This window comes from Nitrosomonas sp. Nm166 (assembly GCF_900112825.1).
GTDB lineage: Bacteria > Pseudomonadota > Gammaproteobacteria > Burkholderiales > Nitrosomonadaceae > Nitrosomonas.
In genome coordinates this window covers 89,701-103,382 of the sequence record NZ_FONE01000001.1, presented here as the reverse complement: position 1 = coordinate 103,382, position 13,682 = coordinate 89,701, and the positions used below count along the sequence as shown (strand labels likewise).

At 47.6% G+C, this 13,682-nt stretch carries 11 protein-coding genes and 1 pseudogene; 3 read left to right on the top strand and 9 right to left on the bottom strand.

The genetic code is table 11. The features are described 5' to 3' along the window. Positions 1-192: 192 nt before the first annotated feature. The 6 genes from BM021_RS00460 to BM021_RS00435 all read right to left on the bottom strand — a co-directional run bounded on the left by BM021_RS00460 (position 193) and on the right by BM021_RS00435 (position 8,028). Positions 193-1,245 carry a WD40 repeat domain-containing protein gene (locus tag BM021_RS00460; protein WP_090717411.1) on the bottom strand — a complete coding sequence of 351 codons (1,053 nt, stop codon included), beginning with the start codon at positions 1,243-1,245 and terminating at the stop codon, positions 193-195. Continuing rightward, a complete protein-coding gene (locus BM021_RS00455) occupies positions 1,233-2,585 on the bottom strand; it encodes a CobW family GTP-binding protein (RefSeq protein WP_218147781.1) in 1,353 nt (450 codons plus the stop codon). Before BM021_RS00455 ends, BM021_RS00460 begins: the two co-directional genes overlap by 13 nt. Before the next feature lie 15 nt (positions 2,586-2,600). Continuing rightward, the gene (locus BM021_RS00450; protein ID WP_090717406.1) at positions 2,601-3,377 is read right to left on the bottom strand and encodes a ZIP family metal transporter; all 777 of its coding nucleotides are present in this window, start codon (positions 3,375-3,377) and stop codon (positions 2,601-2,603) included. Positions 3,378-3,504: 127 nt separating this feature from the next. Next, positions 3,505-4,284 carry a hypothetical protein gene (locus BM021_RS00445; protein WP_090717404.1) on the bottom strand — a complete coding sequence of 260 codons (780 nt, stop codon included), beginning with the start codon at positions 4,282-4,284 and terminating at the stop codon, positions 3,505-3,507. A 42-nt stretch (positions 4,285-4,326) separates the two neighbouring features. Then, a complete protein-coding gene (locus tag BM021_RS00440) occupies positions 4,327-5,718 on the bottom strand; it encodes a dockerin type I domain-containing protein (protein WP_090717401.1) in 1,392 nt (463 codons plus the stop codon). Between the two features lie 12 nt (positions 5,719-5,730). Next, a complete protein-coding gene (locus tag BM021_RS00435) occupies positions 5,731-8,028 on the bottom strand; it encodes a TonB-dependent receptor (protein WP_090717398.1) in 2,298 nt (765 codons plus the stop codon). Positions 8,029-8,702: 674 nt separating this feature from the next. Between BM021_RS00435 and BM021_RS00430 the strand changes: the two genes are divergently transcribed. The 3 genes and pseudogenes from BM021_RS00430 to BM021_RS00425 all read left to right on the top strand — a co-directional run bounded on the left by BM021_RS00430 (position 8,703) and on the right by BM021_RS00425 (position 9,980). Further along, on the top strand, positions 8,703-9,164 hold the full coding sequence (locus tag BM021_RS00430; protein WP_090717396.1) for a Fur family transcriptional regulator: 462 nt from the start codon (positions 8,703-8,705) through the stop codon (positions 9,162-9,164). 57 nt (positions 9,165-9,221) lie between these two features. Next, positions 9,222-9,314: pseudogene (locus BM021_RS16480) on the top strand (GTP-binding protein); the annotation flags it as partial. A gap of 15 nt (positions 9,315-9,329) precedes the next feature. After that, positions 9,330-9,980 (top strand): class I SAM-dependent methyltransferase, encoded by a 651-nt coding sequence (locus BM021_RS00425; RefSeq protein ID WP_090717393.1) that lies wholly within the window; start codon positions 9,330-9,332, stop codon positions 9,978-9,980. Positions 9,981-10,033: 53 nt separating this feature from the next. Here the strand turns inward: BM021_RS00425 and BM021_RS00420 are convergent, their stop codons facing one another. The 3 genes from BM021_RS00420 to BM021_RS00410 all read right to left on the bottom strand — a co-directional run bounded on the left by BM021_RS00420 (position 10,034) and on the right by BM021_RS00410 (position 13,666). Beyond that, entirely contained in the window at positions 10,034-10,876 is an 843-nt protein-coding gene (locus BM021_RS00420) for an alpha/beta hydrolase (RefSeq protein WP_177186260.1), read from the bottom strand. A 3-nt stretch (positions 10,877-10,879) separates the two neighbouring features. Then, the gene (locus tag BM021_RS00415) at positions 10,880-11,422 is read right to left on the bottom strand and encodes a DUF2141 domain-containing protein (protein ID WP_256207695.1); all 543 of its coding nucleotides are present in this window, start codon (positions 11,420-11,422) and stop codon (positions 10,880-10,882) included. 282 nt (positions 11,423-11,704) lie between these two features. After that, positions 11,705-13,666 (bottom strand): alpha-amylase family glycosyl hydrolase, encoded by a 1,962-nt coding sequence (locus tag BM021_RS00410; protein ID WP_090717390.1) that lies wholly within the window; start codon positions 13,664-13,666, stop codon positions 11,705-11,707. Between the last annotated feature and the right edge of the window lie 16 nt (positions 13,667-13,682).

Below are 13,682 nucleotides of genomic sequence, written 5' to 3'. Positions count from 1 at the left end.
TCTTATTCTGCAGCAGCCTTTTATAACGCTCGAGCAAATTTCGTATAATTAGCCTGGAATTCTTGTATGTTTTGATTGAATAATAAGGGCTGATGCGGCAAGTCGAAGGGGCTGATTATTATTGCGTACTCTTTTCAATGGAGTTTGCTGCCATTGCGTAAAAATAAATTATTGTGGGTATTATCCATCGATTTATACATGTGCATTTTTTATTAAAAAAGTCTCTATGACCCCATCTTGCTGACCTACTGCCAATATATCGCCTTTGGTTGTCCAGCGTATGCAGGTTGCTGGTGCTGACAGCGAAGTGGCTGAAATAATTTTGTCGTGTTTTTCCGGTTCCCATAGTAGTAGAAACTCGTCGATATCGGCAGAAGCCAAGTAATGGCCGGAAGGTTGATAGGCAATTTGCGTGACTTTGTCGAAATGATATCTCAAATACTGTGGTTCACGACCGGTAGGTCCATTGCCCCTACAATCCCAGATACAGATAGTATTTCCACCGCCTGTTGCTAACCATTGTCCTGACGAATGCCATGAAAGCTCGAGCACTTTAGTTGAAAAACCCGACATTTGGGCATCAGTGCCAGAATTGACATCCCAGAAATGTACTGTCGAGTCCTGTTCTCCCGTAGCGATGTACTTTGCGTCAGGACTCCAAGTCAGCAATAAGCTGGAGCCCTTCCATTGATACTTTCGTGGTTCAGATTGTTGTACAGGATAATGCAAGGTAACGCCGTTGTAGGCAGCGACTGCCACAGCAGAGCCATCCGGGCTCCAGCCAATATCAGCTATGGTGCTGGCATGATCTGCCGATTCGTAAATTATACCTTCTGTTTCGGTCCAACATTTGAATGATCGGCCTGCGGCAATTGCCAGGATCGGACGTTGAGGATGGTAAGTAGCTTTTGCAACCCAATCATTGTCAGCATCGATTAATTGCAGTAGCTTACCAGTAACTCCATCCCACACTTGCACTTTACCATCTTGCCCTGATGAAGCAAATTGCAATCCATCGGGGCGCCATGAAACTGAGTTTGCGCCGAGCGCATGTTCACCAATCTGTTTATAGGCTGCGGAATCACCATAATTATCAATCAGAATGATTCGTCCTTCCGCAGTGGCTGCAACCAAATGGCTCATGTCGGGAGACCATGCCATGTCAATGATATGTTCCTCTAGTGAGATGTTCCAGCGCTCATTCAGTACATCTCTTTTGAACAGTGATAGGTCTAGTCCAAGCATGCATTAAACCCCGCATTTAATTCTTCCCGATCAAGGTTTCTCCCGATAAAGATCAAAGCATTTTTACGAGGTTCATCTGCCCAGGGGCGATCAGGACGTCCATCAAACAACATGTGTACTCCCTGGAATACATAGCGTTCTGTCATTCCGCTAAAGTTAAGTATCCCTTTCATACGGAAGATATCAGCCCCTTTCGTTGCCAGTAACCAACGCAGCCATTCTTCAAATCTGTCAAGATTGAGCGCACCTGACGTAGTGATACCGACAGATGTAATCTCTTCGTCGTGTTCATGATCCGGTTTATATGCACGGGTAATTACCGCTTGCAGTCGGTTGCCATCAGCATTTTCGAGGTGCGCGTGAAACTCATCTGGATGATGTTCGGTAAACAATGCATAGATGCCTGGTTGATCAATGAGCAAAGAAAATCGCGATTTGTTAGTGTTAAGTTGTAGTTGATACCATTTACCGAATGCCTGTATCGCTTCGCCAGGCTTGAGCGCTGTTTCGTCTGACGAGAAAGCAAGCACAGCAGACTCCGCAGCAGAATTAAAAGTCGTCTGCATTGATTCATTCAAAGTATTTGCGATGCGAAGGAGACTCACGTTTATTGTCGGATCGGGCCCGGCGTTAAATATCAATGTATAGATTCCCTCATCAAGTTGGTACACACCACTCCATTCAAAAGGATATTCGGGTTCAAGAAATTTGGGATTTACTTCAAGCGCACGGTCGAGATCAAATCCTCCTAAATTAAGGATATGGTCCATGGCAATTGCTGCATCCTGGGTACGGAAAATCTTTGCAACCGAGTTCATGCTGCGAATTCGTGCCTCCAGCTCCTCAAGGGCGTTTGGCGTTACCAGGTCAATCTTATTCAGCAGAATAACATCTGCAAACGCAATCTGTTCTTTTACTTCATCACTATCATCGATATGCTCGATTACGTGTTTTGCATCGACGAGGGTCACGATGCCATCAAGACTCAACGCATTTTTGATGTCATCGTCCATGAAGAATGTTTGTGCAACAGGGCCTGGATCAGCCATACCGGTTGTTTCAATCATAATGTAGTCGAAACGATCGCGTCGTTTCATCAAATTGCCCAAAATACGAATCAGGTCTCCACGTACGGTACAGCAAATGCAACCATTGTTCATTTCAAATATTTCTTCTTCAGCACCGATAACCAGATCATTATCAATACCGATTTCACCATATTCGTTTTCGATGACGGCGATTCGCTTTCCATGGTTTTCAGACAGAATCCGATTAAGCAATGTTGTTTTTCCAGATCCTAGGAATCCAGTAAGGACAGTTACAGGAATTTTTGATATCACGATTCTACTCCTTGTTTAAGATAAGATAGTTTCAAGCCATAGAATGGTTTGCATGGATATGACACCCACTGCGGTGGCCGCAAACTGAATGGGTAATGTGAGTTTCATTTTTGGTTGCCGCAGCAGTGGGATAAGGTCGGTAGTTGCAATGTAGATAAAACCGCCAGCGGTTATTGCCAATAGCGCACTTAAGCTTAAGGTGATTGTGTGGGCGACAAGTAAAGTTGACACAGCACCAGCGATACATGCGGTAGCGCAAACCACATTAGCGATGACAGCCTGCTTCTTTTCGAATCCACCGTGTATCAAGACTGCGATATCTGATATTTCCTGTGGTATTTCATGCATCACGATGGCAAATGTGGTGGCGATACCCAACATGGGATCAGCGAGAAAACTACCCGCAATCAACACCCCATCAACAAAGTTATGGATACCATCACCCAACAAATTCATTCTTGCGAGAGAAGCCGATTTGCCAGCAGCGGCAGCCGGTATTTCAATGCTGTGATCGTGCCGCCAGTGCAGGAATTGCTCAATTACGTAGAAGAAAAGGATACCGGCTAGTGTCCAAAGTAGCACTGCATTGGTATTTTCTGCTAGCTTCATTGAATCAGGAAGAAGGTGAAGAAAGGCATCACCCAGCAATACACCAACGGCAACTGCAATCAGTCTTGGCATCCACACTTTTAATGTAGTGTCGCTGACGTAAAGCACAAAAAACGAGCAAGCTGCAACCAGGACAACCACTAAAGAAGCAGCCAATGTGGCAAATATTGTAAAAGTATCCATAATTGATTTTGATTGCTGATGCTAACGATGACGGATATTCATAAAAGCCGGAAATACATTCGGATCACAATACTTGCAATTTCAGACACGAATGGTAGTTATGCTTGTTTCCGGCAAATTTTAATCGTTATTCCGTTACGGTAATCTCGTTAGCTTCTATCAATTGGAACTTGCCATCGCCGATATGCTGTAATTTTGCCTGGTAGTAAGTTTCCAAGGCTTTGACACGCTGGATTGTCAATATCCCCGTATCAGCAACGAAGACAGAATTTTCAGTAAGATCGTTTGCTGCGGCTACGGCTAGCTCAAAGCTTTCGTGTTCAAGCCCCCGATTGAAAACAATGGTAATTGGAGACGTGGCGATGGAAACAGAAGTGTCGCTATTTGCGTTGGATTCAAATAGTCTCAGTTGGATACGGTATGCACCTGGGGTGCCGTTTGGCGTATTGGATACATCAAAAATTTTGAAACTCAGATGTTCATGTACACTGCCGTCACTACCGACTTCACCAATGACGCCAGCAGTCCCGGCGGTGCCGGTGGCACTAAACGAAATGGCATTGTTAAGCGCGTCAGTGATTTCGATTCTCTCTCCATTCGGAATAGCAGTGCTCCATTGCGTCCCATTCCAGTATAAAAGTTGGCCAACGGGTTGAAAGCGCAGCCAATTACCGGGTGTGAACGCGCCTTTTTCGATATTGACATCAATCCCTGGTTCGTCGGTAGCGAATGAACCGCCGCTGGGATCACCGAAATCGGTTTCAAACACCGTATTATTCACAAAAATTTCCGCGCCGATTCGCCATGGTTGTATATCTCCGGCGTGCAGTTCTTGTGCTGAGCTGGCAGGTACGAAATGTAGGCTGAACATCAGCGTGATCAACAATATTTTCAGCTTATTAAACATTTTTATCTCCTATGTTGTGAATGAGTGGTTATAACGAACTGATTAGTCTAGAATTCCGGCGATTTCTTCCAAGTGCTCCACTTGAAATCCATGAGCACCGAGGTTTCGTAAGGCCGCCCGGAAATATTTGCCATTAATGAATACTGAAGGAATTTCCAGGATGCCTGTGGCCTCATCATACTGAGCTGGTGTTGCATAGCGGGGCTTGTCAGGTTGTAGCGAAATCAACGTCAGGGTATTGCCAGTCTGAGTCTGCAGCTGTGCGCGATAATGTTGGTCGCCGATTTGTACATCGTTCAGATTTAAAATACCGGAATGGTGATCATAAATTGCTGCTACATTCAGCGCAGTCGCAGTCGCAGGCGCTTCTGTCGGAATATTGCATAGTCTCAGCGTGCATAACGTTTTAGCCAGCAAGGCATCTTCACGAGTGATAACGCCATCTTTATCGACGTCAAAGGCGGCATTTGTTGGTTCTAGCGTTTCGTTGTTTTGTGCAGCGAGCAGAATCAGCGCCACGTCGATGCGATCGACATCGCTATCCAGATCGACATCCCCGGGTATCGATACCGGCAGGATAGGCGGTTGAGGAGGATCGATGCCTGTCGGTTCGCCGGTCAATGCCATCAAAGCAGCCGCAAATTGACTGGTATCCAGTCCTGCATTGAATAAAATGAGGAATGGTTCAGTCGGAAAAAAACGCGCATTGGAAAGTAATTGCATTTCAATTAAATAAGCACCGACCGGTCCTCCTGCTTGACCATTCTGATCTTCCAGGAAAAAGCTCAGATGGGTATGCAAAATCCCATTGGTATCGGTGATATCGACGACCAGCTCCGGATTGCCGTGGATACCAATGCCGGAAAAAACCGTGCTGCCATCAATACCGAAACTTCCCTCGCTAAAGCAAATCAATTGACCGGCGCATTTTGAGAAATCATTGAGTACTGCGGCGCTGGCTTCCAACCCGCCAAATAATCGGATCTGCACCTCCGGCGGTGCATCGTTCCAGGCAGCCACAGCCGGATCCCAATATTTCAGCTTGCCGAGCGCGCGATAACCGAGCAGTTCATTGGGTAGCAGTGCATTTTGTATTGATTGGAACCCTGGATTTTTGGTTTTGAACTGACCACCTGATAGATCTTGAAAGTCAGCCGGGAATATCAGCTTGCCAGTCGCAGTTTCTGTTGGTAAGGTATTAACCGGTAAATGAAGCGCATCCGCCAATCCATCCAGATCACAACCAACGATACCGGGTGTGCGGCAATATCCGGTAAACAAGGCATTGCCTTGTCCCCAGACTTCAACATCCAGATGTAGGGTACTGGCACTTGCGTGCTGAGCCGATACTAGCGCAGCCAGCAGCAAATAACCGTGCAAGGCCATGTTGCAAATTGATCCTTTCAATCGAAGGTTGTTAAGTTGCAATTTCATACATGACACTTCCTAAAAGGTTGCTCGTACCCCGAAAATGAAACTGCGGCCTGGTTCCGGGGCGAAATTTCTTAAAAAGGAGACTGAGTTGCGAATTTCTTCGTTGAGCAGGTTATACCCTTTGGCGAATAGCCATAGATCACCCCATTTGCCCGCTTTGAGTTGATAGTCCGCTGATGCGGTCAATAAATGATAGCCATCCGTGGGTGTTTCATTTTTGCCGGGATGATGTTGCGCTTCTGCACGGGTATAGCGCAGCGCGCTATTCCAGGTTTGATTGCCAAATCCCAACTCAGCGCCATAACGAAGTGGCGGCATGCGAGGAACGTCGTCACGATCACCGTTAACGAAACGCCCACGCACATAATCGGAAAACAGTGTCAACAATACATTATTGCCACGCGGCAATTGATAAAGGGTTGTATCAACCCTGGCTTCGAAACCGGCGAACTCGGCATTACGCTGGTCGTAAGCAAAAATTGACACACATTCTGCGTCGCTGACGCAACGCTGACGGATCACTTCATTGTCGATTTCATATACCAGTCCGGTGTTACGCAAATAGATAAAATCGTCGGTACGGTTGTAATAACCATTGATACGCGAGCTGACTCGTGCCGATTTCCAGTCGAGGCCCAGATCAACCATGTTCACGGTTTCATTTTTTAATTGCACATTACCAATCTCAAAACTGCGCGTGGATAAATGGGGTCCGAGTGCCAGTAATTCCTGAATATCGGGCGGACGCTTGCCGCGATTTAAGGTTAGCGTTAATGCGGTATCTTGCCGTGGATTCCACTGCAACGCAGCGGAGGCGGAAACTGCCTGGTAATCTAGCGAGTTAGGTAATGGAACTGGCGGCAGCGCGCTACCGCGCAATTTCAGTTCGTTTGCGCTGGGATCGATGCGGGCATGTTCGAAGCGGATACCGCCGCGTAATATCCAGTTGTTCCACGTGTAATCTTGTGTGGTATAGATACCCAAAGACTGTTGCTTGGTTGGTGGAACAAACGTTTCGACACCAAGCGCGGAAAAATTCCGATTGATCCACTGTGCGCCAAAGGTGCCGGTCAGGTTTGGCAATGCATTGTGTCGTGCTTCGACGCGGCCTTCACCGACGTCATTTTTAAACTTGGTGAATGGAGAGCCACCCTCAAGTTCAGTATGCCCATAATCAACCAAACCATAGCGGAAACTGACGCTTTCTACTCCGCGCATCGGTTCATACCACTCGGATTTGAAATCATAACGGGTCTGATGCATATGGAAGCGGATATTAGGGAATAACGCTTGCGGGCCAAAGATATCTTCAAACCCCGTCAGGTCTTTAATGTTTGGCAGAATTGTTTCGAGGCCATCCAGATGATTGGGATCGAGATGATGACTGCCTTTCGGGATACCATAGCGATTATCGGTATGGCTGACGGACATGCCCGCCATGATGTTATTGCCGAGCCACGAAACACCAGTATATCCGCCAAAGCCTTTACTATCGGTATTGGGGATTTTCCCCGTGACATTGTGAATTTCAGTCAGGCCAAATTGCTGTTCCACGAATGCTTCATCAATCGCTTTGCCAGGGATGCGGATATCGTTGCGGTGGCGAAAAAAACCACCGACATTAAATGCGAACCGATCTTTTCCCATATTCAGTTTGAATGCAGAATGCGTGCCATTGCCATTCGTGTCATAACGGCTCTCAAAAGAACCGCTGATCGGTTGCTTAACCCTTTTATCAGGGATGCGGCCATCGTTTACGTCAACGATGCCGCCAATGGCATTGCCGCCATAGCGAACTACTTCCGGGCCGCGCATGATTTGAATGGTATCTGCAAATAAGGGATCAATCGCCACTGCGTGATCCGGACTGAGGGTAGTTGCGTCATGGGTACCAATGCCGCTTTGTAGTATGCGTACCCGTGAGCCGGTTAAGCCGCGTATTACCGGTATACCGACACCCGAACCAAAAGATGCATTGCTGACTCCCAGTTCTTCGTGCAAGGTCTGGCCAAGGGTATCTCCTTGCTGCAAGCGCAGTGCGCGACCTTTCAATGTGCTGGCACTCGGCTTAGGTAATTGATCGGGTGTAACGCCGATAATATTTATCGGTGTCAGCTGGATTGCGGAATTGGTCTTGGGGGATTCGAGCGGCGCATTGATAGACCCAGGACTCTTGGAATTATGTTCTGCTAATGTTTGTTCAGCTGATCCCATAAACCATACCAAAATAATGCCAACTGCTATTCTTCGAGCCAGTTGGGGCATACTGAGACGATAAATGACCATTGAAAGGTATGTTCGAGTGCCCATTTTGCCTTCATGCCGAACCTTTCAAGTTTTGTACGTACGCGCTATTACTTCGTAAATTCATCGTTTGTAGGTATTCTGCTATTGAAAACACAACAATTAGTTAAAAAGAAAAAAGAACACCTCGAGACCTCGTCACAATAAAGCCGGATTAAACAATTGCTTGAAGATAATTTGCTAAAAACTGGCTTCTCGAGGTGCTGAAAATTCACTGACCCTTGAATAGAGGATAAGAATCAATATTGCATATTATAAATGATATGTTATATCATAACAAATATCAATGGATACTTTAATACATGAAATGAAATGCAAACTGATCTACCGGTAACTGTACGTTCCGGCTTTTTGGAGTACTAGGATATGAGCGCAGCATGCTATGTATGGCTCAAGGAAATGATTTGGTGAATCTGGAAGAATTGGACAATTACACAGCGCATTCTGCGTTGCCTGAATACGAATACAGAAGCGGAAATCATTGCTGTTGAGAACGGCGAGTGGATGTGTCTAATATTGGATACAGGAAAATTCTGTTTGAGCATGCGCAACAAGCACCGAGCTGGCTAAAAGAAATGTGCGGTGAAATGGATTTGCATCTGAAAGCATATTCGCGTGGTATGCTTTTATTTTTAACATCAGAAATGATCTGACCTTTAAGACTCTGAAGATATAATAAAATGCCGGCTGATATTGAGAAACTCATCAATAAATCTCAAGAAGTTTGCGCGTCAGGGGGTACTAAGCTGACTCAGAAACGTAAAAATGTACTGATGGTATTGCTGGCATCTACCACGCCGCTTTCCGCCTATGAAATCTTCGATCGGTATAAAGCGCAATTCCAGGAATCGCTACCGGTGATGTCGATCTATCGCATACTGGATTTTCTGATTCAGGAAAAACTGGTACATAAGTTGGAAACTGCCGGGCAGTATATGTCATGCGCACATATTGCCTGCGATCATCAACATGAAACACCGCAGTTCCTGATCTGTGATCGCTGCGGCAGCGTCAAGGAAGTCGGCATCAAAAAACGCATTATCGAAGAACTCGAGCGTAGTATTCAGACTACTGGCTTCATGCTTGCGCACAAACAACTAGAATTGCGTGGCGTATGCGCGCGTTGTCAGACTTCGGGATAAGCATCAAAATTACATTACCTGATGTTCTGCGACAAATAATCGCTATGCCAGTTACACTTACTGGCAAGGTTTCTTGGTAGCGGTAAAACCGCCCTGCTGAATCATGTGATGCGCCAAACCTGCTTTAGCAGGACTCTGGTAATGAAATAGCAATGGAATTAAATCATGAAAAAACACGCGCGTTATACCCCGGCATTTCATTTCCACTGGCTCACGCGCTGGTATGATCCAGTGATGCGGCACTTGTTTTCTGAAACAACGTTAAAGACTTCGTTAATCGCGCAAGCTCGCATTCGGTCAGGTCAAGCCGTGCTGGATGTGGGCTGCGGCACAGGCACGCTTACGCTGATGATCAAACAAACCGAACCGCATGCCGCAGTCTACGGACTGGATGTGGATCCTGAGGTGCTGAATATTGCGCGAAAAAAAGCTGAAGAAACAGGAGAAAACATCACCTTGCAACAGGGTGTAGCAACTGCGCTACCCTATGCGAATGAGAGCTTTGACCGAATATTCGCCAGTCTGATGCTGCATCACCTGACACAGCAGGATAAACAGCAGGCGCTCAGAGAAGCATACCGCGTACTAAAACCTGGTGGCGAACTGCATATCGCGGATTTCGGAAAACCGCACGATTCATTCATGTGGCTGATCTCATGGATAGTGCGCTGGTTTGAAGAAGTGCACGATAATATTCTAGGTTTATTACCAGTTTTTATGGCAGATGCCGGATTCGGTCAAGTGAAAGAAACTACGTGTTATCGCACAGTAGCCGGTACCATCGCTTTGTATCGTGCGGGTAAACCAATAAGTTAGAAGCCGATATTCCTCTCGATTGCCAATTGAAACTGAATGATAATCGATAATAATCACAATCTTTCTGTAGCTCTCCTATCCACCATATGAGCATCCATAAATGTTCCCAACGATTTTATCCAGGCTGGCTGCTTAAAAACAAAGCCGGTATTGTGTCCACCCTCCAGGGTCAGAAACTGCTTGGGTTCTGAGGCTGTCTGAAACAAACGCTCACCATGCGCAAACGGTACGATTTCATCTTCCACGCTATGGGCAATAAAAACCGGACAGGTAATCGATTGCAGTGATTCCAGCGTATTGTATTGAAAACGGGCGAGCCAGCGTACCGGCAAAAACGGGTAAATCTCTGTGGCCAGATCGGGAACGGAAGTGAATGCGGAAGCCAGCACCAGCAAGCCGGGTTTTTCATGGGTAGCCAGCTTGGCGGCAACTGCCCCTCCCAATGATTCACCAAATAATGCAATCTGCGCGGGTGAAATATTTCGAGTCTCAGTCAAATAGCGCCAGACAGCCTGCGCATCCTGATATGTGCCGGACTCGGAGGGAGTGCCGCTGCTTTGGCCATAGCCACGATAATCAAACAGTAGGGTGTTATAGCCAAGCTGATTGAACATCTTGAGATAATTGATGCGATGGGAAATATTTCCGGCGTTGCCGTGAAAAAACAGCACCGTGCCTTTGGCATCGGGCGCGGCCACCCACCAGCCGTGCAGTGTTTCGCCATCGGCTGTGGTGATATTGAGCGGCGTATACTCCAGCCCGATGGTACTTGGGGTAGTACTGATCCGCTGCTGTGGAAAATAAACCAGACGGGATTGGTCAATATAGACCAGTAAAGCCATGGACACGTAAGGCATCACCAGAATAATGATGAGGAAACTCAATAGCATGCGCATGATTTAATGAATTCGGCGTTGTTTGGGTTGCTTGAGATCAATCACAATATCTGCCCCAAGGCTACCGGTAGTGAATGCGGAGTCACTGAATTTTGGAAAACCGGTCTGCTGCTCAGGATTATTCGATAAACCGAAAGGCTCGGCTGGCAACATATTCCATCGCAGCTTCAATTTACGGTTTCCATCCCTGTCGTGATAGGCGGCTACGGCGTACGTGCCGGCTTGTTCAAGATTCATACACACCTTTTGTTGTCCTTCTGCGGCCGGAATACGCACGGTGCGTTTGCGCCCTTTTTTGAACAGAAAATTGTCCGGATCATCGTACAGCCCAACATTTAAAATACCGCCAGACCCTACGCCGTTGACAGTGACCCTGACCTGAGCGATATCCGTGTTGCAGACATCTGGCGCTTCATGCGGCTTGATGCGCAAAGCTTCGGATGCTTGAGAGGGTATGGGAATCAGCAAGATCAGCGCGAGGATGAAAGCCGGTTTTACGAACGATGAAAATGACAGCAAAGTGATTCTGGATTGCATGGTTTTCATGAGTATGGTTTCTCTTTCCCGAAGACTGAAGATTGATTATCACTGCATTGCTTGAAAAGCATTGAATAACCCGCACTTGTCATTCCGAGCACGGCGAGGAATCTTTAGTGAATCAACCATTGATTTCTCGCTCTAAGTACAGAATGAGAACTACTCCAAAATAATACGACCGAGCAACAATGCCGTTAGTTCGGGATCAGGAACAAAGATCGACTGAGAAAGCTGGAAGCCGATCTGTGAAGTGCTACTGACCATGATGTCAAATCGGTGACTAATCGATAGCTAAGGGTGATTGACGAGCACCAGTACCTCAGATGGCTGCACATTCCTGATCTCCACATACGCTGTACCATTATTCATTCGTTTCACTGGCAGATGAGAACCGATGGGGTGAGAAATTCCGGCAGAAGAGCCATTTGCCGTTTCTTGTGTATTCACCTTCACCACCATTGCACTGCCGGTTGGATTGAGATCGGCATCGACGATCACATCGCCGCCGCGAGCTTCATGCCCATGCGAATTGACGATACAAAGCGCTTCCTCGTCATTGAGAATGCGCGACCATGCGACGATTTCGCCTGCGGCGCCAAGCCCAAAAGGCGCACCAAAATTAGCGATAGGGCGCAAATATTGCCGGCCCTGACGCAAGACTGGAAATTGTTTGCGCAGGGCTGTGAGCGCCGCGATGCGTCGGTAAGTCGGGAAATCAGTCTGGAAACAGTGTGCTCCCGCCGTACCAAAAGGCCCAAAGCCGGGTAAAGTGGAGTCTTCGTCATCTGTACTGGCTTCGAGTCCCGCCAGGCCAGCACGTCTGGGGTGCAATGGCCCGAACATCGCTTCACGCAAATAACGGTCAGCATGATCGCCGCCTTTGTATCCTGGCAGAAATTTTCGCTCCGATTCTTCCGGGCCGGCGAATGATTGCTCGGTACCATAATAAATGCAGGGAATACCGAGGGTGAATAACTGAATCGCCACGGCAGCGGCAATTTGCTGATCGGAAGTGGCTTCGCTGCAGAAGCGGGTTTTTTCACCGATCACATGGTCATGATCGTCGAGAATGGAAACATGCCGCTGACCAATATTCCGGTGTGAGCCCATTTCGGCATTTCCTGGATCAAAGCCGGAAAAATAAGCATCTGCGCGCATGAGCCCTTTAGCAACAAAGTGCAGGGTTGGCCGCATGCCGCCGATATCGAGCGCCGCGTCAAGATTGCGTCCCAGCACATCGAGATAGCGATCCTGCGCAAAATCACCACCGGCCACCTCGCCAACGAGCAGGAAATTTGCTTTGCCAATGTTGGCTGAAAACTCCTTGATGGTGCCGCAGAAATTACGGCCGTGCTCAAACGAGACATGCTTGAGCGTATCGATACGAAAGCCGTCACAATCAGTCAGTGCAATCCAGTATTTATAGCACTCGGCCAGGTTACTCAGTACATCTGCATGATCCAGATCAAAGTCACGCAGCGTGAAGAAATCCGTGCGTTTATGTTCTGCATGCCGATCTTCCAGGCTGCCGCTACCCAGATCACCTAATCCGGCACGGCTGTAACAATTAGGATCCTGAAATTCTTGCGGCCACACGCCTTCATCCCCATTGCGGACGGTTGCGCCAATGGACTGTCCTGTCTGACCCAGCCATGAGCCAAAATCATAACGCTGCGGAAAGGGTTTGAATGCGGGTGTTGCGCTACCGTTGGGGTAAACCCAATTAAACCCGGAATGATTAAAGATGATGTCAAGGATAATGCGGATACCCTGCTGGTGAGCCGCCGCGACCAGATCAACCAGATCTGAACGCGTGCCAAAGTGGGGATCCACATCCAGAAAGTGCTGAATGCCATAGCCGTGGAACGTATCGAGATGTCCGCGCTGCCGGAAAACGGGGCTCAACCAGATGGTTGAGATACCGAGCGCCTTGAGATAATCAAGCTTGGATTCAACCCCTTTGAACGTGCCGCCTTGCCAGCGGAAAGCTCCGGATTCCGCCCAGCGATCCCAGCGCCAATCCTGCCCGTCATGCCCTGGCGGCCGCGCCGCTTTGCGATTTTTCCGGTCAAGCAACGGCCGTCTGTCTTCCTGGCCATCACTAAAGCGATCAATCAGCAAGAAATAGAGCACCTCATCGCGCCAGTCAGCAGGTGAGGGATAATATTGCTGCCGCCGCGGCAGTGACACATCTGAGCGAATGCTGCGGGGAAGCGCTTGTTGCAAAATCTCAGTTGCAAATGGAGTTACCATTATCATTCCTCCTATC

Coding starts and splice junctions, on each gene's coding strand:
- BM021_RS00460 (WP_090717411.1), bottom strand. CDS start 1,245: ATGCTTGGACTAGACCTATCACTGTTCAAAAGAGATGTACTGAATGAG.
- BM021_RS00450 (WP_090717406.1), bottom strand. CDS start 3,377: ATGGATACTTTTACAATATTTGCCACATTGGCTGCTTCTTTAGTGGTT.
- BM021_RS00445 (WP_090717404.1), bottom strand. CDS start 4,284: ATGTTTAATAAGCTGAAAATATTGTTGATCACGCTGATGTTCAGCCTA.
- BM021_RS00440 (WP_090717401.1), bottom strand. CDS start 5,718: ATGAAATTGCAACTTAACAACCTTCGATTGAAAGGATCAATTTGCAAC.
- BM021_RS00435 (WP_090717398.1), bottom strand. CDS start 8,028: ATGGGCACTCGAACATACCTTTCAATGGTCATTTATCGTCTCAGTATG.
- BM021_RS00430 (WP_090717396.1), top strand. CDS start 8,703: ATGCCGGCTGATATTGAGAAACTCATCAATAAATCTCAAGAAGTTTGC.
- BM021_RS00425 (WP_090717393.1), top strand. CDS start 9,330: ATGAAAAAACACGCGCGTTATACCCCGGCATTTCATTTCCACTGGCTC.
- BM021_RS00420 (WP_177186260.1), bottom strand. CDS start 10,876: ATGCGCATGCTATTGAGTTTCCTCATCATTATTCTGGTGATGCCTTAC.
- BM021_RS00415 (WP_256207695.1), bottom strand. CDS start 11,422: ATGAAAACCATGCAATCCAGAATCACTTTGCTGTCATTTTCATCGTTC.
- BM021_RS00410 (WP_090717390.1), bottom strand. CDS start 13,666: ATGGTAACTCCATTTGCAACTGAGATTTTGCAACAAGCGCTTCCCCGC.